This window comes from Bacillus sp. 220_BSPC, from assembly GCF_001054655.1.
Lineage (GTDB): Bacteria > Bacillota > Bacilli > Bacillales > DSM-1321 > Peribacillus > Peribacillus frigoritolerans.
Window position 1 is genome coordinate 1 of record NZ_JVPL01000137.1, and the last position, 26,596, is coordinate 26,596.

The following is a 26,596-nucleotide window of genomic DNA, read 5'->3' on the forward strand; positions in this document are numbered from 1 at the left end:
CCGAGGGCGGACCGCCCGCGGAAAGCGAGTGCCCTACGTTCCAATCAACGGCCAAATTGTACAAGCCATAAAAAAATGTAGACAAAATCGATTTTCATCGAGTTTGTCTACAGTCTGCAAGGATTCCCTGAATAGGGGAATCCTTTTTTTTGATGTCTGAATGTGTTTGGCTGCAAGATAGGCATATATAATAGTAGAAAGTGTCCTCAAGGGTGGAGCAGGTATTGATAAAAATGTTATAATTGTAAAAACATGTAATGACAAGTGATCTGAAGGGGGATTGTTTATGGGCAAAGAACACGGGCATGTGAACTGGATGGATCAAATTTTTAAGGAATATGAAAGAGAAGGCGGGCTGAAGAATAATCCTGGCTTTGGTAAACCGCTTCCGGAGTCGGCGCTGTCGGGAAATATATATGACAACTTCTTGACGAAGGCCAAGGATGCCGGCTTCCTTCCGCTTTGGATAAAATGGCAAAAAGAAATTCGGGAAGAGCTAGCCGAATTGGTTCGATTGAAAAAAATGAATGGAACTGAATCTGAATTAATGAAACGAATGGATGAAATTAATGAGAAAGTCCGTACATATAATGCGATTTGTCCAACCAAAATGCAGCGTAGGGAAATAGAGTTGGAAAGCATCGAAATACAGTATGAAAAATGGAAGTAAATTGCAATGTGTAAAATGTGGGTATTTGTATGACGTGATCATGAAAGGATTATGTTATAATGGCATGAATAAAAAACAGAGAGAGGGACTTCGAGTGGAAAAAAGAAAAGAAGTTTTTTCATGGATAAAAGCGATATTGATTGCAGTCATTCTAGCTTTTTTAATTCGAACGTATATTTTTGCACCGATTGTCGTGGACGGTGAGTCAATGATGCCGACTCTGCAAGACCACGAAAGAATTGTTCTTACCAAGTTTGGAACGAATATCGATAATATAGACCGGTTTGATATTGTCGTTTTTCATGCAACGGTAGATAAAGATTATATAAAAAGGGTTATCGGTCTGCCTGGTGACCATATTGAATATAAAGACGATACGCTTTATATTAATGGGAAAGCTTATGAAGAACCATACTTGGACAAATATAAGAATCAGATGGCATCAGGAGTGCCGCTGACTGAATCCTTCAAGCTCGAAGATATTACAGGCAGCATGACAGTGCCGGAAGACCAGTTGTTCCTTATGGGGGACAATCGCCAAAATAGTTTGGATAGCCGTGAAATTGGCACGATATCCGTCGATGAAATCGTGGGCAAGGCGAATCTAGTGTATTGGCCGATCAATGAAATAAAGATTGTGAAATAAGAAGAAGCGGACTCGGGTATCGAGTCCGCTTTTATTGTTGCCGAGTTTCATCCGTAAAGAGGAAACTGTCATACAGGTATTTCAACAAAAAACGTGTCCATTCTTCTTTTTTTTCTATTTTTTTTATGAAAATCAACTCATTTGGGTTAAATTAGGTTATCCTATTAAAAAGAAGTAATCACGTTACCCAGGCCCGCATAAGAAAATGGATTACTTTAATAAAGGGTGCTGAGATGGAGTACTTTAGATGGATATAGTAAAAGATTTAATATCAAACTATGGTTATTTTGCGATATATGGATTGTTGGCCATTGGGATCATTGGCTTGCCGGTACCTGATGAGTTCATGATGACTTTTGTCGGCTATTTGTCATCCATTTCCGTTTTGAATGTCCAGGGAGCATTCCTTGTCAGTTTCCTTGGCTCGATATCCGGGATGCTTGTCAGTTATTTCATCGGGAAAAAGGTGGGGAAGCCTTTTTTGAGGAAGCATGGTAAGTGGATCAAAATGACCCCCGCGAGGTTGGAAAAATTGGAGAAATGGTTCAATAAATACGGTCCATGGACGATTATCATAGCCTATTTCATCCCAGGAGTCCGTCACTTCGCCAGTTACATTTCCGGTATGAATGGAATGGGGAAACGAAAATACTTTATCTTTGCAGGAGCCGGGGCATTCAGCTGGTGTTTGGTATTTACGACTTTTGGCTATTTCATCGGTGTGTTGACTTAACGCAAATAAAACTTACAACATTTCTTTATTGAATCAGAAAATCCCGTTTCTGAGTATTAGAAACGGGATTTTCCATTTCTGCTTTAATTATTGAGCGGAGTATCCGCCGTCGATGACAAGCTCGGCACCAGTTACGTATGAAGCTTCATCGGATGCTAGATAAAGCACGGCATTTGCAATATCCGCCGGCTGACCTAAACGTTGTAATGGAGTTGCCTTGATCATTTGGTTCACTAGCTCTTTTGATTCTTCTAATTTTTGAGTCATCGGTGTTTCGATGATACCAGGGAATACGGCATTGACACGGACGCCCATGCGGCCATATTGCGTTGCGGCAGCCTTTGAAATAGCACGAACGGCACCTTTTGAAGCTGAATAAGAGTTTAAGCCCATTCCGATTTGCGCAGTAAAGGAAGAAATGTTTACAACTGCACCTTTACCTTCTTTAGCCATGTGAGGAACAACGTGTTTCATTCCAAGGAATGGTCCAAATCCATTGATGCCTAACATTAGCTGCCAATCGGCCAATGTCGTATCGTTAATGCCTTTTTCCGTTGAGATACCGGCATTGTTTACCAAAATGTCGATTTTGCCAAATTTAGCGATAACTTCATCCGTCACCTTTTTCCAGCTTTCGTCTGAAGATACATCAAGTACAGTTCCATGGACGTTAGCCAGTTCATTCACGGCAGCTACAGCTTTTTCATTGATATCGGCAGCAATGACTTGTGCTCCTTCTTTTGTGAATAGGTCTACCATTTCCCTGCCCATACCAGATGCACCGCCAGTGATAATGGCTACTTTATCAGTCAATCTTCCCATCATGATCACTCCTAATTGGTTGTTATAATGATGAATGTATGTTCAAGCATAGTTCAAAAGTTATATGATCAACGAGCATTACTATAACTCTTTCAAGAATCGTCAAGGATTTTATTTTCCGGCTTGCGAAATGCCTTTTTCTTGCTGGATAAAAATGGACTTCCCATAACCCCTGCGGGTTGAAAGCGATATCAATCTTTCAATCTTTCAATCTTCAAATTTTGATACGTAAATGATCCAGATTTAAAATGGCTTTTACCCGTTCTATTTAAAACGTTCCACAAGTAATCTTGTAGAGGCATCTCTTGCATGTTGGGGAGCACCATATGTACAATTCTATTGATTAAAATTGAATACTGCAATCTTTTTGTACTTTAAATACAAATTTTTATAACGACATTCCATTTCTAACTTTTCAGAACTTTTATGTACATAGGAGGTCATCATTTTATGAATAACAGAGTATATCTTTCCTTGGCCATCCCGCTTACGATTTCGACAATGAGTACCCCCTTGCTCGGTGCGGTCGATACGGCTGTGGTTGGAAAGTTGAGTGATCCCGCTTATATTGGCGGGGTGGCTGTCGGAACGATAATCTTTAATACGATGTATTGGCTTTTTGGTTTTCTTCGGGTCAGTACATCTGCCTTCGCTGCACAAGCGGAAGGGGCAAGGGATGAAAAGCAAACCCTGATGTCCTTGATTCGGCCTTTTTTCATTGCAGCGATCATCGGTCTGCTTTTTATCGTGATCCAAAAGCCCATTTTGAATGTATCGTTAGGCGCAATCGGTCCGGAATCGGATGTTTCCGCCTTTGCCGCAGATTATTTCGGCATCAGGATATGGGGCGCACCATTTGCTCTATTGAATTATGTCATCTTAGGCTGGTTAATGGGGAAATCGAGGATAAAAACGTCTTTGTTCATTCAAGTTTTCATGAACGTGATGAATATAATCTTATGCCTCGTTTTCGTTAATGGCTTTTCATGGTCTGTATCAGGGGTTGCTGCCGCTACACTGATATCAGAGATTTCCGCTTTTTTACTGGGCTTGTGGGTCATCCGGAAAGCGGTTAACGTACCGGATTCTTTTTCAATCCGGGAGGGGTTCGATCGGGCTTCCCTGAAAAAAATGATGGTGGTCAACAGGGATTTATTCATCAGGACCATTTGCCTGATCACGGTTTTCAATCTTTTTACGGCCAAGGGAGCGACTTTCGGGACAGAGACCCTGGCGGCCAATGCCGTACTCATTCAAATCCATTACCTGATGGCCTATTGCTTTGATGGCTTCGCGAACGCGTCAAGCCTTCTGGTCGGGAAGGCGATTGGTTCGAGAGATATAAACCTTTATAAAAAAACACTCTCACTATCGGCGCGGTGGGGCTTGTATGCCTCGTTCATACTTGCCGCATCTTACTATCTTTTCAGCGATGAGGTCATTCTCTTATTCACGGATATTCCCGGCGTCATCGAATTGGCCCATGAATATGGACTTTGGATAGTCCTATTCCCATTCAGTGCCTTTATCGGACTCATTTTTTATGGAGTGTTTACCGGTGCGACTGAAGCCGTTCCAGTAAGGAACTCGATGCTTCTGGCACTGATGGCTTTTTTAATAGTCCAATTCGCAACAGTCAGCAATCATGGCAATCATGGTTTATGGCTTGCATTCCTGGCTTTCAGTTTAGGACGTTCTTTGTTTTTAGCATTATATATCCCAAGACTGAACAGAAAAGTAACAGTGTTAATGAATGACGATAGTCTAATGAAATCATCCTCTTTTTAATAAAAGAGGGTGTTTTTTTATTTTTGTAAGGAATTTTATCGGTAGTTTGATGTTAGCAATATTGCGGGAATACGAAGAATAGGTAGCAAGGCTTGGCGAATGTGGTAGTAAAAGTGATAAAATGAAAAATATATATAAAAGAGGAGTTGTCATATTTTGAGTGAATTGAATTGGCGAGAAGAAGTTGAAAAACGGAAAATGGACTTATTGCTTGACACACAAAACTTATTGAAAATAAAAAGTGTACTTGATGAAGAACACCCGACAGAGGAGGCCCCACTCGGTAAAGGGGTGAAGGAAGCGCTTGATTTCATGCTTCAATTAGGCGAAAAAGACGGTTTTACTGTGAAAAATGTCGATAATGTCGCTGGTCATATCGAAATGGGGGAAGGCGAGGAGTTAATCGGGATTTTATGCCATGTCGACGTGGTACCAGAGGGAGATGGCTGGAGTTCGGATCCGTTTGGCGCTGAAATCCGCAATGGCCGCATATATGCCCGTGGGGCAATCGATGATAAAGGGCCGACTATGGCTGCCTATCATGCGATGAAGCTGGTCCGGGAGCTAGGAGAACCTTTGAACAAACGTGTGAGGATGATCATTGGAACCGATGAAGAATCGAACTGGCGCTGCGTTGACCGGTACTTTGAAGTGGAGGAAATGCCTTCGATCGGCTTCGCACCAGATGCTGACTTCCCGATCATCAGTGCGGAAAAAGGAATCTGGGATTTCTCGGTTATCCATCCTGCCGATGCAGGAAATGGCACGAACTCAGACGTGAATGTCATCGAGTTTTCTTCAGGTCGAAGGACGAATATGGTACCGGATTTTGCGACGGCTATTGTGGAAACGGACAACACTGCTGAAGTGGCTGCAAACTATCAGGATTATTTGCAAAAGTACTCATTGGAGGGGCAAGCCGTTCCGCAAAAAAATCAAGTGCTGCTTGAAATGAATGGTGTTTCGGCACACGCGATGGAGCCGAACAACGGAAGAAATGCAGGTCTGCATTTAGCCGTATTTTTAGCTGATCTCACTCTTGATCCGCATGCGAAAGCCTACTTCACTTTCATCAAGGATCGTTTGTTCGAAGATTCCCGCGGAAATAATTTAGGTGTGGCGTATTCGGATGAGCAAACAGGAGAATTGACGATCAATGCCGGCGTTTTCAATTATTCTAAACAAGGCGACAGCTCGATCGGTTTCAGCATGCGTTATCCGGTCACGTTTGAGTGGGAACAGCAAAAGGCGGCGCTGGAAGAAAGGCTTGCGGCATATAATTTGAAAGTGAAGACCAATTCGCATTCAACTCCGCATTATGTGGACAGTGAAAGCTTCTTGATCAAGACGTTGCAGGAAGTGTATGAAGCGGAGACAGGTGATAAAGCCGAGCTTCTTTCGATTGGCGGCGGCACATATGCCCGTTCATTGAAAGAAGGCGTTGCATTTGGCCCGCTTTTCCCAGGCAGCGAAGACATTGCGCATCAGAAAGATGAATATATTGATATTGGGGATATGCTTAAGGCTACGTCCATTTATGCACGTGCCATTCATGAATTGGCTAAATAAGAAGCAAAGAGGGAGAAAGACATGGGAAAAATCATTTTTAACGGCGACCTTAAAAGCAGGTCCGAAGTAAAGGTAGATATTGAAGACCGGGGATATCAATTCGGTGATGGCGTCTATGAAGTCATCCGGGTTTATAATGGCGAATTATTTACGGAGGATATGCATCTGAACCGGCTGATCGACAGTGCGAAGTTGATTCAGATGAAAGTTCCCTTTACCATAGCGGAAATCAAAAACCGCATGAAAGAGCTGATCGCTGAAAATCAACTGAAGGACGGTATCGTCTATATGCAGCTGACAAGAGGAGTATCTGCGCGTACACACTCTTTTCCAACTGCAGAGGTTGAACCGGCCTTTGTCGCCTATACAAAGGAAATGCCTTATACAGGCAAAATGAAGCCAGGGGTCAATGCTTTTACCACCGACGATATACGCTGGCTGCGCTGTAATATCAAGAGTTTAAATCTACTGGGAAATATAATGGCTAAACAGCAAGCGGTGGAAGCCGGCTGTGATGAAGCGATCCAGCATCGTGATGGTACGGTGACGGAGGGAAGTTCGTCAAATGTCTCAATCGTGGTGGATGGTCAACTTAAAACGCATCCGGCCACAAACTTGATCCTGAATGGAATTACCCGTCAGGTGATGCTGAAGCTTTGCGCTGATCATGGGATTCCCTATGTCGAAGAAGCCTTCACGGTCGAGGACATGATGGCAGCCGATGAAGTTCTTTATACAAGCACTAGCGTCGAAGTGACACCCATCATTAATATCGATGGCCAATCGATTGCAGCCGGGGAACCCGGTCCGATAACTCAAAGACTGCAAAAACTGTTTTCCGAGGAAATCGAGAAGCAATGCGGTTCCGTTAAATAGAGGAATGCCCCTTTGCCACTAATGGCAAGGGGGTTTTTTTATCTGTGTAGCCGGAAGCGAGATGGCCTTTCCCCGAATTCCCGATCACGTTAATTACATCGATATGCAATCCTCTCTTTTGACATTTTAAAAAACCAGGAATATACTTGCTAATAACCTAAAAAGTTTACCTATAGCAACAATTTGAGTTACGTGTAAAAGGAGTAGAAATAGATATGTCCGATGTGTTGCATCAATCTTCTTCGAGAGGAATAAAAAATCTGCTTCCCTATCTGGGGCCTGCCTTCATAGCAGCTGTTGCCTATATTGATCCAGGGAATTATGCGACCAATATTACAGCCGGATCTAAATATGGCTATACGTTATTATGGGTTATCTTCGCCTCCAATTTAATGGCTGTGCTAATCCAATCACTATCAGCTAAATTGGGGATAGCCACTGGAAAGAACCTTCCGGAGCTATGCAGGGAAAAATTTTCGAAAAAAACATCTTTCTTATTATGGATTCAGGCTGAAGCCGTTATAATGGCAACCGACCTAGCTGAATTCATAGGAGCCGCACTAGGGATTTATTTACTATTTGACTTACCGTTGATCACATCGGCAATCATAGCAGGGATTGGTTCCTTTGCCATTCTGGAAATCCAGCGCAGGGGATATCGAACATTCGAAGCCCTGATCACGGTCATGATATTTGTCGTTGTGATAGCTTTTGGCGCTCAAGTTTTTTATGCAAAACCTGACACTTCAGCCGTTGTTTTAGGACTCTTCACTCCGAAATTCGACGGAGTGGACAGCATTTTACTATCGGCCGGCATGCTTGGAGCCACCGTTATGCCACATGCGATATACCTTCATTCCTCTTTGACTCAAAGACGGATAGTCGGAGTAAACGATTTGGAAAGAAAAAGGATTTATCGTTTTGAGCTAATTGACATTGTCATCGCCATGTTGATTGCAGGTGCGATCAATGCCGCCATGGTCATCGTTTCAGCTGCCCTATTTCATAAGAATGGAGCACTAGTGGAGGACTTGGATGTTGCCTATCAACAATTCGGGGCCATGCTTGGACCATCAGTCGCGATGTTCTTCGGAATAGGATTATTATTTGCCGGTTTATCGAGCTCATCCGTTGGTGTAATGACAGGTGATGTTGTCATGCAAGGATTCATTAAAAGACATATTCCGATTTATTTAAGAAGGGTCATTACTACCGTCCCGCCCCTGCTCATAATATTATGGGGAGTGAATCCATCCAAAGCGCTTGTGATGAGCCAAGTTGTACTCTCGTTTGGCATCGCGTTTGCCTTAGTGCCATTGATCATGTTTACAAGCAATAAAAAAATCATGGGCAGCCTGGTCAACCATAAAATCACCTCGGGCGCCGCTTGGCTTATAGCTGTACTTATCATTGGACTGAACTTGTTCCTGCTTTACGAAACACTGTTCAGCTAACATGGAAATGGCAGGGGAGGACCGAATCTTGGTCCTTTTTTGCTGTGTTTTTCGTTAATCGACCAGCCCGAAAAAATATATCCCGGACCTGCGTATGATCCGTGGGGCTTCGTTCATAGTATGGTAGATTAGGGATATTCCTGTGGAGGGAATATTTATTAGGAAGCCCAGGAAAAGGTATAGGCAATGGGAATTATGGTAAAATTAAAGGGAAAACAGGAAGGAATGGAAGTGACCATGAATACTCATTTTTTCTTTGCTTTAGTATTGCCTGATGATATTAAGGCCTATTTAAATGCTGTTACGGAACAACTAAAGCCAGACTTTCCATTTAAGAAATGGCTGCATCCAGCCGATTATCATATTACGATGGCATTTTTGGGCAATGCTCCCGATACATTGAAAGAGGATGCTTTGGGGCGTGTGGGAAGCGTGCTTGCCAATGAGGCCTCATTCGGCTTGGAGCTCGGCGATATTGGCGGTTTCGGCAAGAGTGACAGTCCAAGGATTCTTTGGGCAGGCGTCAAGCAGCAAGAAAGGCTTTTTTCCATTCAAAGGAAAGTCTATAATTCCTGTATCGAAGCGGGTTTTGAACTTGATAAAAAGCCGTTTAAGCCTCATATTACACTGGCAAGAAAATTCGAGGGGGAAAATCCCTTTTCGCTGGAGGGCGTTCGCCAGATGGCGAATGTGCAGGATAAGCATTTTGAAGCAGATCAGGTTGCGTTATATCAAACACATCTTGGAGCTTCCCCTTCATACGAGAAGATTTTCACGATAAACCTCCAAAAATAGAGAGATGGGTGGTGGTCGAATGGCACAGCTCATAAAGATGCAAGATTATATTTCCCGGTATGAGCAGGATATTTATCGTTATCCTACCCAATTTGCACGGTTGAAAAAACAGCAATGGGATAGATTGAAGGCTGCTTATAATGCGGGTGACCTAGATCAGTTGTATAGCGAACATACTGAAAGTGAAACACAGGTCAAACTTGATCCGCCTCAGGAAGATTCGAAGCGCCTGTTTAAAAAGGTGAAAGGCATATTCCGCCGGACAGGTAAACAGGAGTCAGAGGCGGAAGAACTGCCGGTGCCGAACCAGATTGAAGATACTAATGTTTTTTCATTAAGATTTCCGTTCCGGCCAGCCAGTCTCGATGAATTAAAGCAAAATTTTTTAAATCAATTGCTTCGTTTTCAAATGAAATGGGGGAGTTCGACGCTTCGTGAAAAGTCATTTGTGGACCAATCATTCTTTTTGGATGAGAGGCTCCGCTTTTTTCTGCAGCGTTTTCCGGATACGTTTCTCGTATTATATAAACCTATCTTTCTTTTGAAAAATGCGCCTGTTGAAGTCGAAGTCATTTTATTGACCCCGGTTGATGCTTGGTGCATCACATTTCTGGAAGCGGAAGAAGACGCTGCTTTCATCGGGTCAAGTGAACGGTTCTGGGTCCGCAGGCATCATAAGCACCCTGATAAAAAAGTGCTCAATCCTTTGCTTGGTGCAAATCGGATGACGAACATCGTCTCCCAGTTATTTGAGCTATATGGAGTGAACATGCCGATTAAAAAGGTGATTTTATCCCGGAATGGATATGTCGATTATCCCGAAGCCCCTTATGATATTACGATATTGGACAAACGGACCTTCCCGGAATGGTTCGAAAGGATGCGGGCCATATCGTCTCCGCTCAAGGCACAGCAGTTAAAAGGGGCACAGGCTTTGCTTGAATATTGCCAAACTACATCCAGCCTGCGCCCTGAATGGGAAGCGGAGTATAACCAAACGGATGGAAATCAGCATGCCGCACCTTAAAGAAACGGTGTATTTCATTGTCAATCCAATGGCAGGAAGTGGAGAGAGTTTGAAGGTTTGGAAAAAAGCCGAGAAAATACTGCAATCAAAAGCTGTTCCCCATGAGGTGTTTTTTACACGGGAAAAGGGGCATGCGCTAAGATTGACGATGGAGATCCTATCAGGGACGAAGCAGGATACCCGGATGATCGCTGTCGGGGGAGATGGCACGATCAATGAAATGATAAATGGCGCCATTGGTTTCCCCCACGCTATCATCGGCTCCCTTGCGGCTGGATCGGGCAATGATTATGTAAGGGGCATTCAAAAAACCGAGAGTGTGGAAGAAGCTCTTTCTTTATTTCAGGATAATGCCTTTAGTGCCATTGATATCGGACAGTTCGAGACGAATGGCAAGATGGGGTATTTCGTGAACAGCCTTGGAATGGGCATTGATGCTGAAATTTCCGATGAAGCGGAACGTTCCCCCCTGAAAAAATGGTTTAATTTTGTCAGAGCGGGTAAATTAATTTATCTGTTCATTTTTATAAAAAAGATAGTGACTTACAAGCCCGGCTGCATGGAATTGATCATTGATGGAGACCGGCATCTTTTGAAAAAGGTTTGGTTCATCGTCATTGCGAACCAGTCCTATTTTGGCGGCGGGATGAAAATTTCACCGATGTCGAAGCTGGATGATGGCAGGTTGAACGTGATTGCGGTCCATGATATTCCTTTGTTGAAATTATTGACCGTCTTCATCACCGTTTTATGGGGCGGTCACCTGAACATTAAAAATGTTGATTCTTTTTCCGGTAAAATGATAAAAATGAAGAATGAAGGGTCAGTGAAAATCCAGTCTGATGGGGAAATTGTTGGTAGGAACGAAGTAGCTGCAGTGGTTCTGAAAGAGAAATTGCGCGTCATGTTACAGGCTGATAACCGATACAAAAATATGAAATGATTTATTTGTTTTTGTTTTATGCGTATAATCGTTTTATAGTACTTGACGAAGAAACCGTTTTTCAACTAAAATTTAATTTATGGCTATTGTTTAATTGCTCAATAGCTATTTTTTTATTTCTCTAAAATGAGGATGTTTTTAATTGCGGGTATCATCCCGATGCAAGTATATATGCAGCTTCGCCAGCAGGCGGATTTTTTATAAAACATGGACTCAAAGTAGTGGTAATACATACACTAGGTGAACGTACCCACATTTGTATGATTAAGCGAGGAAATCGAAGGTGAACCAGTTGGAACATTTATTAGGTCAGGAGTGGGATATATCCCCTGCTGGAGGAGCTACGGGAGAAGCCTTTATTGCCGAGAAAGAGGGGCAGAAGCTCTTCCTTAAACGAAATTCATCGCCATTTTTAGCTGTTCTTTCAGCTGAGGGCATTGTTCCAAAGTTAATGTGGACAAAACGCCTGGAAAATGGGGATGTAATTACGGCCCAGCATTGGATGGAAGGCAGGGAGCTATCTCAGCAGGAAATGAACAATATAAGAGTCGCAAAGCTGCTTCAAAAAATTCATCAATCCGATCCTTTGTTAAGCATGCTCAAAAGGCTTGGGAAATCCCCTTTACGACCTGAAAGTATACTTACAGACATAGAAACCGGGTTATCTTCGGATGTTACGGACATTCCGATTATCAAACAGGCCATCCATTTTTTACAGAACAATCTCCTGTTGATTGAATGCGACGAAAAAGTCGTCTGTCATTGTGATGTGAACCACAATAATTGGCTCATGACAGAAACGGACGGATTGTTCCTGATTGATTGGGACGGAGCGGTCATAGGCGATCCGGCCATTGACCTCGGCATACTCCTTTATTCATATGTCCCGAGGGAAGAATGGAATCAATGGCTTGCCCGTTACGGCAAGAAGCTAGACGCAGGCCTGGAGATGAGGATGAAATGGCACACGGTTTCACAACTTGTGCTTTCCATCCAATGGCATCATCGCAGGAAGCGGTACGAGGAAAGAAATGAATTACTGCAAAAACTGGAAGCGTTATTGATGTTCAGCTGATCAGAATTGATCTATATCATCCACCCACTGGGACAGGTCGTTCTGGTGGGTTGAAATATGTGCATCTAAATCGGCGGTACCGATGCCCGTCTGGCTGTATTCGTAAATCTCCGTCAGTATCGTTTTCACATTGCTGTCAATTTCCATATTGATCATTAAGGATTTGACGAGCCTTTCAACCTGTTCACATTCAGAAACGGATCCGCAGCAGTCTGTTTGGTGGTTGGTCAATATATCTTTCAATAGTGACATTTGGTGTTCATGGGAAAGCGGCATATAATACCTCTCCTTTCTTAAACATGGATTCAAGGGATACCCAGGTGGTACTCGCCTGCCCTTCACTTATTTATGGTGTGTTTTGCTGAAAGTTTTATACATGAAAACTACAGTGACTGTCGCCTGGATGGCCGGCAGTTTTTTTATTTGATCAGTGGGTGTTTCCTGAAAAAATCAACTTGCAGGAATCCATACACTCGTGTTATGGTTTGAACGATTATATTATAAATAGGGGTGTCATCATGCGTTTAAGAAATAAACCTTGGGCTGAAGACCGTTTGAATGATTTTCCACAATATGTAATTCAGCAGCCAGTGAGCCATAAAGGTAAATGGCATGAAGTTTTCGGAAACGATAATCCGTTATATATTGAAGTGGGTACGGGAAAAGGCCGTTTCATCACAGAAATGGCAAAGGCCCATCCTGATGTGAATTTCATTGGAATTGAAGTATATGGAAGCGTCATTGTCGCAGCATTGGACTTGCTGATTGAAGCGGATGTTCCAAATTTAAAGCTGTTGAATGTTGACGCAGCGAACTTAGGGGACTATTTTGCAAAAGGTGACGTGGATCGCGTCTACTTGAATTTCTCTGATCCATGGCCGAAATCACGTCATGCAAAACGTCGGTTAACATATAAGACCTTCCTCGAAGTATATGAAGGCATCCTGCCGGACAAAGGCGAGATTCACTTCAAGACGGATAATCAAGGGTTATTCGAATCTTCCTTGAAAAGTATTTCCGAATACGGCATGCTCTTGAAATTTGTAAGCCTTGATTTGCATAACAGCAGTTTTGAAGGCAACATCATGACTGAATATGAAGAAAAGTTCTCGAGCAAAGGCAATCGGATATACCGATTGGAAGCAATGTTCCAATAATCACCGATCAGAAACCAGGTGCACAGCATCTGGTTTTTTTGTTTGTTCATGATTCACGGGGATGACTTGATTGTTATCAATTTCAATATATGGAAGCGGGTGTTAAACTAAAGGCAGAGGAGGGGTAAAATGGAAACGATGCAAATAGGGGAAATAAAATTAACATGGTTGAATGGCGGTGTGACACACTTGGATGGCGGTGCGATGTTCGGTGTTGTACCGAAACCGCTTTGGTCCAAGAAGTATCCCGTTAACGAAAATAACCAAATCGAGTTACGTACGGATCCGATTTTGGTGCAGGCCAATGGATTGAATATGCTTATAGATTCCGGTATTGGCAATGGAAAGATGAATGACAAGCAGAAACGGAATTTTGGGGTGACGGAGGAATCCAATCTTGTCGAAGATCTTGGCAGACTTGGAATTCAGCCAAATGATATCGATTACATTTTAATGACCCATCTACATTTCGATCATGCCTGCGGGTTGACGAAACGTGAAGGTGAAACTTGGGTGCCCGTTTTCGAGCGTGCAGAAATCATCACGACCAAAACGGAATGGGCGGAAATGAAAAACCCGAATATTCGTTCAAAAAGTACATATTGGTCAGAAAACTGGGAGGCTGTAGCTTCTCTTGTACGTCCTTTTGAAGGGGAACAGGAAATTACGGCTGGCATTAAAATGATCCATACCGGGGGACATAGTGATGGACATGCGATCATCATCATGGAAGATGGCGGGGATAGATTGATCCACATGGCAGATATCATGCCGACGCACGCGCATGCGAATGTCCTCTGGGTCCTCGCTTATGATGATTATCCCATGACTTCCATCGAGGCGAAGGAAAAGTGGATGAAATCCGGACTGGAAAATGGGTCCTGGTATAGCTTCTACCATGATGCCCAATACTGTGCCATCAAATGGGATGCAACGGGTAAGGAGATACTAGCCGAATTGAAACGGAAACGTTAAGAAGGAAAGCAAAAGGAGGACGTCATCTTGACGGCCCTCCTTTTTTTGTTTCAATCATTTTGTGCATTAAGCTCCAATATCGTTCCTGTCGAGGCATCTGCAACAAATTCGAATTGCTCGCGTTTACCTTCTGTATTTCTGGTGATCCCGCCTTTGTACACTTCATAGTCCAAATCGTTTTTTGTATAGTTCTCCGGCTTCATCAAGATCCATGAGCCATATATATTTCCGTCCTTTTTGACTGTTTCCTTCACTTGGGCCAAGACTATATCGGGAGAAGGTTTACTTGATTGATCCAATAATTGTTTTGCTGCATAGCCAGCAGCAAACCCGGCTGCAGTACCTAGTAAAAACGTTTTCCAATTCATTGATTTCTCCTCCATTGCATTTTATAAAATCACTTCTTCTAGTATACAGAAGAACGCTTTATTTGACTAATAATTTGAAATTTTACCCATAAACTGATAAATTAGAACTTTCTAGTGTAACATGATGCTAAGTTTTGTAAAATAGAAAGAAACAATAAATAGTTAGGGGTAGAAAAATGAATCATGAGACTTTGGAGCTTTTTAAAACATTGACGGAATTACCGGGAGCCTCGGGAAATGAACATGCAGTTCGGAGTTTCATGAAGAGTGAGTTGGAAAAGTATTCGGATGAAATCGTCCAAGATCGCCTTGGCGGAATATTTGGGGTAAAAAGAGGCAATGAGGATGGGCCGACCGTCCTGGTTGCCGGGCACATGGATGAAGTGGGATTCATGGTCACATCCGTAACTGAAAATGGAATGATCCGCTTTCAGACCCTAGGAGGCTGGTGGAGCCAAGTGCTTTTGGCACAAAGAGTCGAGATCATAACCGATAACGGTCCCGTCATTGGTGTCATCGGTTCGATTCCGCCCCATTTGCTTGATGAATCGCAACGCTCAAAAACAATGGATATCAAAAATATGCTGATTGACATTGGAGCGGATGATAAAGAAGATGTGAAGAGAATCGGTATTAAGCCCGGTCAGCAGATTGTACCGATTTGTCCATTCACGCCGATGGCCAATGAGAAGAAAATCCTCGCAAAAGCGTGGGATAATCGTTATGGCTGCGGACTTGCGATTGAATTGTTAAAAGATTTAAAAGGTGAAACGCTGCCGAATGTCTTATATTCCGGGGCAACCGTGCAGGAGGAAGTGGGATTACGGGGTGCGCAAACTGCAGCTCATATGATCAAACCGGATCTTTTCTTTGCTTTGGATGCAAGTCCGGCGAACGATATGTCCGGCAGTAAAAGTGAATTTGGCCAGTTGGGAAAAGGGGCACTGCTCCGCATTTTTGATCGTTCGATGGTTACGCATCGCGGCATGAGGGAATTCATCCTTGATACGGCCGAATCGAATGAGATTCCGTATCAATATTTCGTTTCCCAGGGCGGCACGGATGCAGGGCAAGTCCATATTGCAAACGAAGGCATTCCAAGCGGGGTGATTGGCATTTGTTCCCGCTATATTCATACACATGCATCCATGATTCATATTGATGATTATGCCGCTGCCCGTGAACTGATAGGGAAATTGGTTCGTTCCTGTGATAAAACGACATTCGAGACCTTGATAAAAAACGGTTGATGGAGGAAGCTGAAATGGAAAGGGATGCTGTCATAATCCTTTTCCATCAGCTTTTTTTTACATAGAAGGAAGGTAATTATATTGAAAATAGCAGTAGGCAGTAAGAATCCGGCGAAAGTAAGTGCCGTGCTTGGTGTATATGAAGATGCTGAAATCATTTCGCTTCAAGTGGGGAGCGGGGTTCCGGAACAGCCTTTTTCAGACGAGGAAACGATGGAGGGGGCCATGACACGTGCCCGGAATTGCTTGATTCACAGTGATGCCGATGTGGGCATCGGACTTGAAGGCGGTGTCGTGAAAATGGGACAAGCCCTGTTTCTGTGTAATTGGGGCGCAATGGCCACGAGGGACGGTGAGATCTTTGTAGCTGCCGGAGCGAGAATCCCGGTTCCGGGAATCGTTGCCGCGAAGCTGCTGGACGGTAAAGAGTTGGGCCCGGTGATGGACGCCTTCACAAAGCAAGAGAATATTAGCAAAAAGGAAGGGGCGATCGGCATATTTACAAATGACCGAATCACCAGGGGCGAAATGTTCCTTCATATCATGAGGATGCTAGCCGGTCAACACGAATATAAGCTGAAAATGGGAAAGCACGATTTATGAATCACTGTCATGGAAAGGTGTCTTCGAATGGAAACGAACACTGCCAAAACTGAGCAGAATAAGACAGGGTTTTATTGAGCGGTCTTGCTACTATAGTGACAGGGGGTGAGCGGATATGGGGTGGGTAGAGTCAATCCAAAAGGCCATCGACTATATCGAAGAGCACTTATTGGAGGACCTTACGATCGAGAGCATTTCCAGGCAGGCGAATGCTTCGGCTTTTCATTTTCAACGGACCTTCACCATTTTAACGGATATTTCCATTGGTGAATATATCCGGCGTCGAAGACTGACTTTAGCGGCCCAGGAGATATCATCCGCAAATGGCAAGGTCATTGATTTAGCCTACAAGTACGGCTATGACACCCCCGAGGCATTCTCAAAAGCTTTTCGAAGGCAGCATGGGGTTTCTCCAAGCGAAGCGCGAAAGTATATGGGGAAGCTGAAATTCTATGAACGCCTGATGATACAGGTCATTCTGAAAGGGGCAAAACCGATGAAATACAATATCCTTGAAAGGGATTCCTTTCAATTGATTGGAATCAAGCAAGAGTTTTCCTTGGTTAATGAAGAGAATTTGATTGGGATTCCAAAGTTGTGGGAGAAAGTCAATTCGAATGGAACAGGAGATAGGTTAGCGAAGTTGAACAATGGCCAAATAGATGGCTTGCTTGGTGTATGTGTCGATAAGCGGGCTGTGGAAAAAACTGAAACGATGGATTATTGGATAGGTGCAGAGTATGCCGGGAAAGTGCCTGAAGAGTTTTCGACCCTTACGATACCGGCTTCCAAGTGGGTTGTATTTGAAGTTCACGGACCTATGCCTGATAGCATGCAACAAGCTTGGAAGCGGATTTTTTCCGAATGGTTCCCTACAAGCGGTCATGAACATGCCGGAACTCCTGAATTGGAAGTATACGACAATGCGGATGCTTCAAACCCTGACTATTACTCCGAAATTTGGATTCCGATTAAAAAGGGATAGTATTCAACCATCAAAATCAATCGTTATTCGCTTGCAGGGGGTTAGGCATCTAATTTGCCCCTGCAAGCTTTTTTATTTGTAAATATGAAATGATCAGCCCTTCATTCTTGTACTGGTTAAGGACAGGGAGATTTACAGGCCGTCTTCAAAAATATAAGAAAGTACCTTCATGGCCTGGTTCACGGATTCGACCGTGACACTCGCCTTTTCCGATAATTCCTTTAAGGCATGGTGATGGGTTTCCGGCCGAATCAAAATAAGCGGTTTTCCCAGGGAAATGGCGGTGCTTGCGTCCATGGCAGTATTCCACTGCTTGTATTTCTCGCCAAACAGAGCGACGACAAGATCGGCTTTTTTCATCAAAAGACCTGTCCGCAAATTATTGATTTGGGAAGCGGCTGCATCCTTCAGGATAGGATTCGGCTGTTCCCCGAGGACATCTTCACCGATATTATCGGAGCGTTCATGATTTTCCATCGGGCCGACGAATTCTAATGGAAGCTTCAGTGCAGCGGCCTTATCTCTCAACTCACTTCTCCAATTTGAATGGATTTCCCCAGCAAGATAAACGGTTAACTTCATTGTTTTCCTCCTCGATATTAAAATTGCTTTCATTGTACCATGTTTTTTAGAAAATGGATGAATTCCATAAATAAGGATAATATTATCCATAAGGTAGTAAAAGAGACGGCTGGAGGAATGACGATGGCTTTATCGAATAAGAATTTCCTTGTTATCCTGTTGATAAGCAGTTTGATCGTAGGCTGCTCAGGGATCGAGAGACAAACCGAAAAGGCAATGAAGGCTGCTGAAGTGGCTTTTCGTGACGATGAAAAACAGCCCAATCAAGAGGCAGGGCTAATTCAGGTCCATCTGCCAAAGGATTTTAAAGTAGTGGAAGAACATGATAATAACTTGATTTTACAAAAAGGTGATCAGATTTATATATTATTTGTCAATCCAAATGAAAAAGAAGACAGCTCCGTGTTATATTTGGCGATTAAGGAACAAGAGGATCAATTTGAAGTGCTGCATTCTTTTCAAACTGATGATAAATTCGGCTTTATTTCAATTAAAGAAATACCGAAAGAAAAGTATGAGCTTGCAGTGGGGATCGGCGGGGTGAAGCTGACAACGGAAACGGATAAAGACCAATTAAAAACCGATGCAAAACAAATGATGGAAATCGTTTCATCCGTGCCTCAGAAATAAGCTGACCCCTGCCTTTCGACCAATCCGTATTAATGGTTGATTCGCGGAGAGTCTGGTATGATGGGATTATAAAAACTAAGGTGTCATTTAGAGCAGGAGGAATATTCAAATGGAAAAATTACAAACCGTCGAGCAATATGATGCATTGAAAAATGAAGGCAAACATATCTTTCTTTTTTCCGCTACATGGTGTGGAGATTGCCGTGTAATCGAACCGATAATGCCGGAGATAGAAACGAAATTTCCTGACTTTACATTCATTTATGTGGACCGTGATGAATTCATCGATGTGTGTGCGGCTAATGATGTATTCGGTATACCAAGTTTCATCGCCTATGATAATGGTAAAGAGCTAGGCAGATTCGTAAGCAAGGATCGCAAAACGCAAGAACAAATTGAGGAATTCATTCAATCACTATAATCAAAATCCCCTTCTCGCTGGGGATTTTTCAATGAAGAGGAGGGTCAGTCATGAAAATGGACAGCACGAAGCTGAAAAATATTTTGAAGGAACGTTTAAAGGATGAGGGTCGGACATTCAAATTCGATAGCAAGCAAGATACGTTACGGGTGGAAAATGTGAAGACCGGGAAAGGGATCACCATCGAGTTGCCTCCTGTACTTGCTAACTATGAAAACGTACAGGAAAAGGCCATCGATGAAATTATTTATTACGTGGAAGAGGCCCTGAATGTAATGGGGGAAGAACACAGCATGGAAGGCAAGGAGAAATTCATTTTCCCAGTCATCCGCTCGACCTCCTTTCCAATGGAATCGGAAGACGGAAATCCGTTTTTATTCGATGAGCATACAGCTGAAACCCGGATTTTTTATGCCCTTGATTTAGGTAAAACCTACCGTCTTATAGATGAAAAGATGATTCAACGGGAAAATTGGCAGGGTGACAGGATCCGTGAAATTGCCCTTTTTAATGCCCGTTCCCTCTCCACTGAAATGAAGTCGGATATCGTTGCAGGTAATGCATTTTATTTTTTGAACACGAATGATGGATATGATGCCAGCAGGATCCTGAATGAATCATGGCTTCGGGAAATGAAGGACAAGATCGAGGGAACCATGGCTGTGGCCATTCCCCATCAGGATGTCATCATCATTGCCGATGTGAAGAATGATACGGGCTATGATATTCTGGCGCAAATGGCGATGAGCTTCTTTGCCAGCGGTCATGTTCCGATAACGGCTCTATCATTCCTTTACGAAGAAAATGAGTTGGAGCCCATCTTCATTATGGGTAAAAACAAAAAGCGTGAACAATAATATAGAGAATCACAAAAGGACCGTGTCAGCATCTGGCAGCGGTCCTTTTAAGTTTGATAGAGTTTATAATTCTCTTGTAGTTGATATTTATTTTTTAATCGGTGATAATATAATTGTAATATTTTGAAAATATGGATAAAAAATAGAACGAGATTGAGGCGCCAAGGAGCAAGTACCAAAAATATCCTTTGGAGCTAAACCCTCTGTCCGTTTTATCGTCCAATATAGAGTAACGAATTACGCTGTTATTCAACGGGGCTTGATGTATAAATGTCCACGAAAGGCACACCTGACCAAGGGGGAGAATAATCGTGAACGTGAAAAGCAAATTAATGAACATGCTGGAAGCCCGTAAAGGGGAAATCGTTCAAATCCGCCGTCATTTACACGAAAATCCGGAACTATCCTTCAAAGAAGAGAAAACGGCACAATATATCATTGATTTTTATAAGGGGAAAGATGTGTCGATACAAACGAATGTAGGAAATGGTTTAGGGATCATCGTAACGATCGAAGGCGGAAAACCTGGGAAAACGATAGGTCTCCGTGCCGATTTCGATGCATTACCGATTACAGAAGAAGCGGAGGTCCCGTTCCGTTCAAAAAATGAAGGTGTCATGCATGCCTGCGGACACGATGGGCATACCGCTTATTTATTGGTACTGGCAGACTGCATCAATGAGCTGAAAGACTCCCTATCAGGTACGATTAAAATAATCCATCAACATGCAGAAGAGACACCCCCAGGCGGAGCAAAAAGCATGATGGAATCAGGGGCTTTGGATGAACTGGATGCTGTTTTTGGAATCCATTTATTTCCGTCGCATCCAGCAGGGGTTGTCGGGTATCGCGGCGGCTATTCGATGGCTGGACGGACCTATTTCAAACTTGCGATAAAGGGTGTGGGCGGTCATGGTTCCTCCCCGCATATGGCGAATGATGCAATTGTGGCAGGGGCCCATTTCGTGACAGCCGTACAAACCGTAATCAGCCGTCGCTTGAACCCTTTTGATATGGGCGTGGTCACAATTGGCTCCTTCGATGGAAAAGGAAGCTTTAATGTCATTAAAGATCGTATAGAAATTGAAGGGGATGTCCGTTATATGACAGCTGAAACCCAACAGCTGATCGATAAGGAAATCCACCGGATCGTCAAAGGGATAGAAACGGAATTCGATGTTCAGTGCGAACTTACATATGTGCCCGATTATCCTCCGCTATATAATGACCCTGAACTGACTGAATTCGTGAAGAATAGCCTGGAAAGCATGAATGACAAAGAGATCAAGAAGGTTGTCGAATTTCCGGTTTTTTCAGGTTCAGAAGATTTTTCGTATTATGCAGAAAAGATACCAGGCTGCTTCTTTTACATTGGCTGTAAACCGAAAGGGGTGGAGAAGGCTTATTTCAATCACCATCCTAAATTCGATATTGATGAAGATGCCCTTTTGATCGCTTCCAAATCAGTGGCGCAGGTTGTTTGCCGTTTTTATGAATGGAACTAGTCCCTTGGTCTTTGTTTGCAAAAAAAACGGAGAAACCCACAAAACACCGTTCGGTATTAACGAACGGTGTTTTATGGGTTGCGACAGGCATTTGGATTCTGCCGGAGGTTTCATGAAGGATGATGCAATGAATTGGCCAGTCTGTTTTCAAGTCAGCATGAAAACTTAATCTCTTTGTAAACGCGATTTAATAGCTGTGTTTTATTTAAATAGTAGACTAGGGGCTAATGTTATTTCGCGATGATAGGTTTAAACCCATTCCGGAAGGGGTTTAATAGGGTAGGAGTTATGCGAAATACGTTTAGGTAGTAAGAATGCGATAAAAAAGTAGATACTAATCCAATTTAGCTTAAATTTTCTCGATATTTTTAAAATAACTGGTAGAATTAGTTACATAACTACAGATGTAGAAAGAGTGATAGTTTTGAAATGGCTAAATAAGATGAAAAAATGGTTCCAAGCAGAGGAAATTATTGAAATCGAAGAGATTATTATAGATGAACCGCTTGATGAAGAGACATTGAGGAAAATGGATTTTTCGAAGCTTACGAAGTCAAAGAAAGAAGAAATAAAGGTTTACAATCAAAAAGTGGAAAAAATGTCCCAGACGCCAGACCCGGATACGAAAATCCTGTTTCAATATCCAAAAGGCCAGTTCAAGTTTCCGCTCATTCCAGACCGGGAGCAGAATAAAAGAAAACCTAGGGAAAGAAACAGGGAAGACAACGAACCCAAACAGGGGAAGAATGTGACTAAAGAAACAACGAGAAGGCCTGTAAGGGATCCTGAACCAAAACGGAGAAGCTTTGACCGGGAGGAAACTTCAAAAATAGTCCCGTCAAATACTCCATTCCGCCCAACGGAAATCCCATCACCCATTTACGGGTTCCGTCGTCCGGAAAAAAAAATAGTCCCTTCTGAAGAAATTGTCGAATATGAATTGGAAAGCAAAATGCCCATCCTTAAAAAGGAAGAACCCGCTATCGAGATTCCGGTATCGATCCCTGAAATCTCAAAAGATGCGTCACATGAGGAAATGACGGAAGAACCCGCCATTCTTATACCGGAACAAGCGGAAAAAAAAAGGGAAGATACGGAGATACCCGCTTTCTTTCGTAGAAATTCCATTGAGTCATTGCCAGAAGAAGCGGTAAGCGAGCCTAACATCATTGAGCCTGAGGTAGAAAAAGAGGCCATTGAACAGGACCAAGTCGATTTTGGACGCGAAGTCGCTGTATCCATCATGGAACAGGCGGACGACACACGGCCTGAAGCGATATCGGTTCATGGGGAGGCAGCTGTACAATCAATTCAACCATCCGTTAGTCAAGGGACAATGCCTGAAAGTGACTCATCTGAGGCAATACCTGAAGTGCAGCCTAAAAGTCCGAAAAAACATATTCCATTTAATGTGATGATGCTTAAGCAAGATCGGGAAAAAAATGGCTTCATGAATAAAATGATGCCGGAAAAAAAAAGCCTTAATCCGGAAAGGGCAGTAGTTTCACCTGATAAACGAGCTATGGATGATGCTGCCCAAATGGAGGCAGGACAAGTGGAACCATCCGCCATTCCCGAACGGAAGCCGGAGGAAGGCAGAGTTATGCCGAAAGAGGAGACTCTGGACATTACACCTGCCTTTTTGGACACCGAAACCGCCGCCGAGCCTGAAAATACAGGTGAATCCATTATTGGTTCCGACCCTAAGCCGCTTCTAGAACAGGAATCCCCCATTTCTGGAGATGGGTATCAAGAAGCCGTATTAACAGAGACAGCGGAAAGTGGCCAGGGCAATGCCCTTGAAGTTTTTGAATCCGTGGAAGCGGATGATAATCCATACTATGTGTTTCCGAATATCGAATTGCTGACACCTCCCACTTATGCTGTGCATGATGATGAGTGGCTCGGGGAACAGACTGTATTACTTGATCAGACATTGAAAAATTTCAATGTCCGTGCAAAGGTCGTCAATGTCACCCAAGGACCGGCAGTCACTCGTTTCGAAGTGCATCCGGAGCCGGGAGTGAAGGTGAATAAAGTGACGAACCTGATGGATGACATCAAATTAAGCCTTGCTGCCCAGGATATGAGGATGGAAGCGCCCATTCCGGGTAAACATACAATCGGCATCGAGATTCCGAACAGGAAAAGCAAACCGGTATTTTTGCGTGAGGTTTTGGAAAGTACTGAGTTTCAAGAGCATGAATCACCGCTTGCCGTGGCTTTAGGACTCGATATATCCGGTCAGCCGATTATCACGGATTTGAGAAAGATGCCGCATGGTTTGATAGCCGGGCAAACGGGATCGGGGAAAAGTGTCTGTATCAACACCATGCTGGTCAGCTTGCTGTATAAAGCGACGCCGCAGGAGCTGAAATTACTGTTGATCGATCCGAAAATGGTCGAGCTCGCCCCATATAACCGGATCCCGCATTTGGTCAGTCCAGTCATAACCGATGTAAAAGCCGCTACGGCTGCGTTGAAATGGGCTGTAGAGGAGATGGAACGGCGCTATGAATTGTTTGTACATGCCGGTGTACGTGATATCACCCGCTTTAATGAACAAGCGGAAAAAGCCGGTCAATATTCAAGCAAGCTGCCTTATATCCTGGTGATCATCGATGAGCTTGCTGATCTAATGATGATGTCCCCGGCTGATGTAGAGGAAGCGATTTGCCGGATTGCTCAAAAGGCCCGTGCCTGCGGCATCCATTTGATTGTAGCCACTCAAAGACCTTCAGTCGATGTCATAACTGGATTGATCAAGGCAAATATCCCGACAAGGATCGCTTTTTCGGTTTCTTCACAAGTCGACTCCCGTACAATCATCGATAGCGGCGGTGCAGAAAAACTTTTGGGAAGAGGGGATATGTTATTCGCTGAAAACGGCTCTTCAAAAACGGTGCGCCTGCAAGGGACTTTCGTGAGTGATGAAGAAATCGATCAAGTGGTCAACCATGTTAAACGGGAGCAGCAGCCGAAATACCTGTTTGAACAGGAAGACTTGCTGAACAGGGCCCAGGTTACGGAAGAAGCGGATGAACTGTTTTTCGAGGCATGTGAATTTGTCGTGAGCCAGCAGGCCGCATCTGCATCGAGCGTCCAACGGCGTTTCCGTGTCGGATATAACCGTGCAGCGCGCCTAATAGAAATGATGGAGCAACAGGGAGTCGTTTCCGAATCCAGGGGCTCAAGACCAAGGGATGTATTGATTACGGAAGAAGAGCTGGAATTTTTACATGTTAATTAAGAGAACCTAATAAAAGGAAATTGTATATAATGTGAAAGGGTGAAAACCCTTTTTTATCACCTTAATTGAGGGAAAAGCCAATGATTTGATAAATTGGCATCTGCCTGACATGGATGAATGAATAAAAAAGTGATATAATAGTTTTTTGTTGATGAATGATTGAAAATAAAAGCTTGAAAACCTATGAAGAAATTGCGTTACTAACAAGTCTCGTAATGGAAAAACAAATAAAAGATGACGTCATATACTGTCATACAGGTAGACGATTGGTGGAGGTTCGCTTTATGACTGCTTACCATTTTGTGGGAATTAAAGGGTCGGGTATGAGTGCTCTTGCACAAATACTGCATGATATGAATATTGAAGTGCAGGGTTCCGATTACGAAAAAGAATTTTTTACACAATTGGCATTAGAGAAAGCCGGGATTAAAATCCTTCCTTTCAACGAGGAAAATATTCAACCTGGAATGACCATCATTGCAGGAAATGCGTTTCCGGATAGTCATCCGGAAATCTTGAAGGCAAAAGAACTTGATTTGCCGATTATCCGTTATCACCGTTTCCTAGGTGATTTCATGAAAAACTTCATCAGCGTGGCAGTTACGGGAGCGCATGGTAAAACATCGACGACCGGCTTACTTGCCCATGTAATGGGGGGCGCTAAACCGACATCCTTCTTGATTGGGGATGGAACGGGTAAAGGAATCGTGAATTCTGATTACTTCGTTTTCGAAGCATGTGAATATCGCCGTCATTTCCTTTCCTATTATCCGGATTATGCAATCATGACGAATATCGATTTTGATCATCCTGATTATTACGCTAATGTCGAAGACGTGTTCGAGGCTTTCCAAACGATGGCCCTTCAAGTCAACAAAGGCATCATTGCGTGCGGGGATGATGAGCATTTACCACATATTCAGGCGAAAGTACCGGTTATTTTTTACGGATTTGCAGAAGGAAATGATTTTCAAGCGAAAAATGTTTCCGTCACTCCGGATGGCACGACTTTTGATGTGCATGTAAGGAACAATTACTATGATACATTCACTATTCCTACTTTTGGAAAGCATAATGTGTTGAATGCACTTGGTGTCATTGCACTTTGTAAATATGAAAACTTGGATACGGAAGCTGTGAAAGCCCAATTGCGGACTTTTGGCGGAGTTAAACGCCGGTTCTCCGAAAAGGAAATCGGAAGTCAGATCATCATTGATGATTATGCACACCATCCGACCGAGATCTCTGCAACTGTTGACTCGGCGCGTCAGAAATATCCAGAGCGTGAAGTTGTTGCTGTATTCCAGCCGCATACTTTCTCGAGAACGCAGGCATTCCTGGATGAATTCGCCGACAGCTTGAATTTGGCCGACAAAGTATACTTATGTGAAATTTTTGGATCTGCCCGTGAACATCAAGGAAAGTTATCGATTGAAGACCTTCAAGATAAGATTCCGGGTGCCGAGCTGATTACGGAGAACACAACATCTATATTGCAAAACCATGATAACAGTGTCGTGTTATTCATGGGTGCGGGGGACATTCAAAAGTTCCAAGCAGCCTATGAGCATTCACTGCAGGTAAAATAAAAAAAAACGACCATCCGTTAGTAGCG

The 26,596-nt window shown here is 43.3% G+C and carries 26 protein-coding genes; 22 read left to right on the top strand and 4 right to left on the bottom strand.

Annotation, left to right across the window (positions count from 1 at the left end; genetic code table 11):
• Positions 1-286: 286 nt before the first annotated feature.
• The 3 genes from ADA55_RS08870 (at position 287) to ADA55_RS08880 (ending at position 2,049) form a co-directional block, all read left to right on the top strand.
• Positions 287-670 carry a DnaJ family domain-containing protein gene (locus ADA55_RS08870; RefSeq protein WP_048682202.1) on the top strand — a complete coding sequence of 128 codons (384 nt, stop codon included), beginning with the start codon at positions 287-289 and terminating at the stop codon, positions 668-670.
• A 94-nt stretch (positions 671-764) separates the two neighbouring features.
• Positions 765-1,316, top strand: coding sequence for a signal peptidase I (gene lepB, locus ADA55_RS08875; RefSeq protein WP_176474440.1), 552 nt, complete (start codon positions 765-767; stop codon positions 1,314-1,316).
• A gap of 247 nt (positions 1,317-1,563) precedes the next feature.
• Positions 1,564-2,049, top strand: coding sequence for a DedA family protein (locus ADA55_RS08880; protein WP_034309313.1), 486 nt, complete (start codon positions 1,564-1,566; stop codon positions 2,047-2,049).
• Positions 2,050-2,136: 87 nt separating this feature from the next.
• On the opposite strand, the gene ADA55_RS08885 is transcribed toward ADA55_RS08880, so the two are convergent.
• Positions 2,137-2,871, bottom strand: a complete 735-nt coding sequence (locus tag ADA55_RS08885) for an SDR family NAD(P)-dependent oxidoreductase (protein WP_048682206.1) — start codon at positions 2,869-2,871, stop codon at positions 2,137-2,139.
• Between the two features lie 450 nt (positions 2,872-3,321).
• On the opposite strand from ADA55_RS08885, the gene ADA55_RS08890 reads away from it, so the two are divergent.
• The 8 genes from ADA55_RS08890 to ADA55_RS08925 all read left to right on the top strand — a co-directional run bounded on the left by ADA55_RS08890 (position 3,322) and on the right by ADA55_RS08925 (position 12,398).
• Positions 3,322-4,659 carry an MATE family efflux transporter gene (locus ADA55_RS08890; protein ID WP_048682209.1) on the top strand — a complete coding sequence of 446 codons (1,338 nt, stop codon included), beginning with the start codon at positions 3,322-3,324 and terminating at the stop codon, positions 4,657-4,659.
• Between the two features lie 156 nt (positions 4,660-4,815).
• Complete coding sequence (gene pepV / locus ADA55_RS08895) at positions 4,816-6,228, top strand: dipeptidase PepV (RefSeq protein ID WP_048682212.1); 1,413 nt, start codon at positions 4,816-4,818, stop codon at positions 6,226-6,228.
• A gap of 21 nt (positions 6,229-6,249) precedes the next feature.
• Entirely contained in the window at positions 6,250-7,104 is an 855-nt protein-coding gene (gene dat, locus ADA55_RS08900) for a D-amino-acid transaminase (RefSeq protein WP_048682215.1), read from the top strand.
• Between the two features lie 215 nt (positions 7,105-7,319).
• Positions 7,320-8,558 (top strand): Nramp family divalent metal transporter, encoded by a 1,239-nt coding sequence (locus tag ADA55_RS08905; protein ID WP_048682216.1) that lies wholly within the window; start codon positions 7,320-7,322, stop codon positions 8,556-8,558.
• Between the two features lie 186 nt (positions 8,559-8,744).
• Positions 8,745-9,353 carry an RNA 2',3'-cyclic phosphodiesterase gene (gene thpR, locus ADA55_RS08910; protein ID WP_048682220.1) on the top strand — a complete coding sequence of 203 codons (609 nt, stop codon included), beginning with the start codon at positions 8,745-8,747 and terminating at the stop codon, positions 9,351-9,353.
• Positions 9,354-9,372: 19 nt separating this feature from the next.
• On the top strand, positions 9,373-10,380 hold the full coding sequence (locus ADA55_RS08915) for a hypothetical protein (RefSeq protein WP_048682223.1): 1,008 nt from the start codon (positions 9,373-9,375) through the stop codon (positions 10,378-10,380).
• A complete protein-coding gene (locus tag ADA55_RS08920; protein ID WP_142398451.1) occupies positions 10,292-11,323 on the top strand; it encodes a diacylglycerol/lipid kinase family protein in 1,032 nt (343 codons plus the stop codon). Before ADA55_RS08915 ends, ADA55_RS08920 begins: the two co-directional genes overlap by 89 nt.
• A gap of 292 nt (positions 11,324-11,615) precedes the next feature.
• Positions 11,616-12,398 (top strand): phosphotransferase family protein, encoded by a 783-nt coding sequence (locus tag ADA55_RS08925; RefSeq protein WP_048682303.1) that lies wholly within the window; start codon positions 11,616-11,618, stop codon positions 12,396-12,398.
• Here the strand turns inward: ADA55_RS08925 and ADA55_RS08930 are convergent, their stop codons facing one another.
• A complete protein-coding gene (locus ADA55_RS08930; RefSeq protein ID WP_034309293.1) occupies positions 12,399-12,674 on the bottom strand; it encodes a YtzH-like family protein in 276 nt (91 codons plus the stop codon). It lies immediately after the preceding gene.
• A gap of 242 nt (positions 12,675-12,916) precedes the next feature.
• On the opposite strand from ADA55_RS08930, the gene trmB reads away from it, so the two are divergent.
• Together trmB and ADA55_RS08940 are read left to right on the top strand one after the other, a co-directional pair.
• On the top strand, positions 12,917-13,555 hold the full coding sequence (gene trmB, locus ADA55_RS08935; protein ID WP_034309290.1) for a tRNA (guanosine(46)-N7)-methyltransferase TrmB: 639 nt from the start codon (positions 12,917-12,919) through the stop codon (positions 13,553-13,555).
• A gap of 129 nt (positions 13,556-13,684) precedes the next feature.
• Complete coding sequence (locus ADA55_RS08940) at positions 13,685-14,530, top strand: YtnP family quorum-quenching lactonase (protein WP_048682229.1); 846 nt, start codon at positions 13,685-13,687, stop codon at positions 14,528-14,530.
• 50 nt (positions 14,531-14,580) lie between these two features.
• Here the strand turns inward: ADA55_RS08940 and ADA55_RS08945 are convergent, their stop codons facing one another.
• Positions 14,581-14,898, bottom strand: a complete 318-nt coding sequence (locus tag ADA55_RS08945; protein WP_048682232.1) for a PepSY domain-containing protein — start codon at positions 14,896-14,898, stop codon at positions 14,581-14,583.
• A 176-nt stretch (positions 14,899-15,074) separates the two neighbouring features.
• On the opposite strand from ADA55_RS08945, the gene ADA55_RS08950 reads away from it, so the two are divergent.
• From ADA55_RS08950 to ADA55_RS08960, 3 genes are all read left to right on the top strand, one after another.
• On the top strand, positions 15,075-16,148 hold the full coding sequence (locus ADA55_RS08950) for a M42 family metallopeptidase (RefSeq protein ID WP_048682235.1): 1,074 nt from the start codon (positions 15,075-15,077) through the stop codon (positions 16,146-16,148).
• Between the two features lie 81 nt (positions 16,149-16,229).
• On the top strand, positions 16,230-16,751 hold the full coding sequence (locus ADA55_RS08955; RefSeq protein ID WP_048682238.1) for a DUF84 family protein: 522 nt from the start codon (positions 16,230-16,232) through the stop codon (positions 16,749-16,751).
• A gap of 115 nt (positions 16,752-16,866) precedes the next feature.
• A complete protein-coding gene (locus tag ADA55_RS08960) occupies positions 16,867-17,736 on the top strand; it encodes an AraC family transcriptional regulator (RefSeq protein ID WP_048682241.1) in 870 nt (289 codons plus the stop codon).
• A gap of 132 nt (positions 17,737-17,868) precedes the next feature.
• On the opposite strand, the gene ADA55_RS08965 is transcribed toward ADA55_RS08960, so the two are convergent.
• The gene (locus ADA55_RS08965; RefSeq protein ID WP_048682245.1) at positions 17,869-18,318 is read right to left on the bottom strand and encodes a YtoQ family protein; all 450 of its coding nucleotides are present in this window, start codon (positions 18,316-18,318) and stop codon (positions 17,869-17,871) included.
• Positions 18,319-18,441: 123 nt separating this feature from the next.
• On the opposite strand from ADA55_RS08965, the gene ADA55_RS08970 reads away from it, so the two are divergent.
• From ADA55_RS08970 to murC, 6 genes are all read left to right on the top strand, one after another.
• On the top strand, positions 18,442-18,948 hold the full coding sequence (locus tag ADA55_RS08970; protein ID WP_048682248.1) for a hypothetical protein: 507 nt from the start codon (positions 18,442-18,444) through the stop codon (positions 18,946-18,948).
• 109 nt (positions 18,949-19,057) lie between these two features.
• Positions 19,058-19,369, top strand: coding sequence for a thioredoxin family protein (locus ADA55_RS08975; protein WP_034309264.1), 312 nt, complete (start codon positions 19,058-19,060; stop codon positions 19,367-19,369).
• A gap of 50 nt (positions 19,370-19,419) precedes the next feature.
• The gene (locus ADA55_RS08980) at positions 19,420-20,226 is read left to right on the top strand and encodes a DUF1444 domain-containing protein (protein ID WP_048682251.1); all 807 of its coding nucleotides are present in this window, start codon (positions 19,420-19,422) and stop codon (positions 20,224-20,226) included.
• 317 nt (positions 20,227-20,543) lie between these two features.
• Positions 20,544-21,731, top strand: coding sequence for an amidohydrolase (locus ADA55_RS08985; protein ID WP_048682306.1), 1,188 nt, complete (start codon positions 20,544-20,546; stop codon positions 21,729-21,731).
• 424 nt (positions 21,732-22,155) lie between these two features.
• Positions 22,156-24,981 (top strand): DNA translocase FtsK, encoded by a 2,826-nt coding sequence (locus tag ADA55_RS08990; protein WP_053087380.1) that lies wholly within the window; start codon positions 22,156-22,158, stop codon positions 24,979-24,981.
• 284 nt (positions 24,982-25,265) lie between these two features.
• Positions 25,266-26,570 (top strand): UDP-N-acetylmuramate--L-alanine ligase, encoded by a 1,305-nt coding sequence (gene murC / locus ADA55_RS08995; RefSeq protein WP_034309255.1) that lies wholly within the window; start codon positions 25,266-25,268, stop codon positions 26,568-26,570.
• Positions 26,571-26,596: the final 26 nt, after the last annotated feature.

Coding starts and splice junctions, on each gene's coding strand:
- ADA55_RS08975 (WP_034309264.1), top strand. CDS start 19,058: ATGGAAAAATTACAAACCGTCGAGCAATATGATGCATTGAAAAATGAA.
- ADA55_RS08930 (WP_034309293.1), bottom strand. CDS start 12,674: ATGCCGCTTTCCCATGAACACCAAATGTCACTATTGAAAGATATATTG.
- ADA55_RS08890 (WP_048682209.1), top strand. CDS start 3,322: ATGAATAACAGAGTATATCTTTCCTTGGCCATCCCGCTTACGATTTCG.
- ADA55_RS08960 (WP_048682241.1), top strand. CDS start 16,867: ATGGGGTGGGTAGAGTCAATCCAAAAGGCCATCGACTATATCGAAGAG.
- ADA55_RS08950 (WP_048682235.1), top strand. CDS start 15,075: ATGAATCATGAGACTTTGGAGCTTTTTAAAACATTGACGGAATTACCG.
- ADA55_RS08905 (WP_048682216.1), top strand. CDS start 7,320: ATGTCCGATGTGTTGCATCAATCTTCTTCGAGAGGAATAAAAAATCTG.
- ADA55_RS08915 (WP_048682223.1), top strand. CDS start 9,373: ATGGCACAGCTCATAAAGATGCAAGATTATATTTCCCGGTATGAGCAG.
- thpR (WP_048682220.1), top strand. CDS start 8,745: ATGGGAATTATGGTAAAATTAAAGGGAAAACAGGAAGGAATGGAAGTG.
- ADA55_RS08870 (WP_048682202.1), top strand. CDS start 287: ATGGGCAAAGAACACGGGCATGTGAACTGGATGGATCAAATTTTTAAG.
- ADA55_RS08980 (WP_048682251.1), top strand. CDS start 19,420: ATGAAAATGGACAGCACGAAGCTGAAAAATATTTTGAAGGAACGTTTA.
- ADA55_RS08965 (WP_048682245.1), bottom strand. CDS start 18,318: ATGAAGTTAACCGTTTATCTTGCTGGGGAAATCCATTCAAATTGGAGA.
- ADA55_RS08880 (WP_034309313.1), top strand. CDS start 1,564: ATGGATATAGTAAAAGATTTAATATCAAACTATGGTTATTTTGCGATA.
- dat (WP_048682215.1), top strand. CDS start 6,250: ATGGGAAAAATCATTTTTAACGGCGACCTTAAAAGCAGGTCCGAAGTA.
- ADA55_RS08945 (WP_048682232.1), bottom strand. CDS start 14,898: ATGAATTGGAAAACGTTTTTACTAGGTACTGCAGCCGGGTTTGCTGCT.
- ADA55_RS08940 (WP_048682229.1), top strand. CDS start 13,685: ATGGAAACGATGCAAATAGGGGAAATAAAATTAACATGGTTGAATGGC.
- ADA55_RS08885 (WP_048682206.1), bottom strand. CDS start 2,871: ATGGGAAGATTGACTGATAAAGTAGCCATTATCACTGGCGGTGCATCT.
- murC (WP_034309255.1), top strand. CDS start 25,266: ATGACTGCTTACCATTTTGTGGGAATTAAAGGGTCGGGTATGAGTGCT.
- trmB (WP_034309290.1), top strand. CDS start 12,917: ATGCGTTTAAGAAATAAACCTTGGGCTGAAGACCGTTTGAATGATTTT.
- ADA55_RS08970 (WP_048682248.1), top strand. CDS start 18,442: ATGGCTTTATCGAATAAGAATTTCCTTGTTATCCTGTTGATAAGCAGT.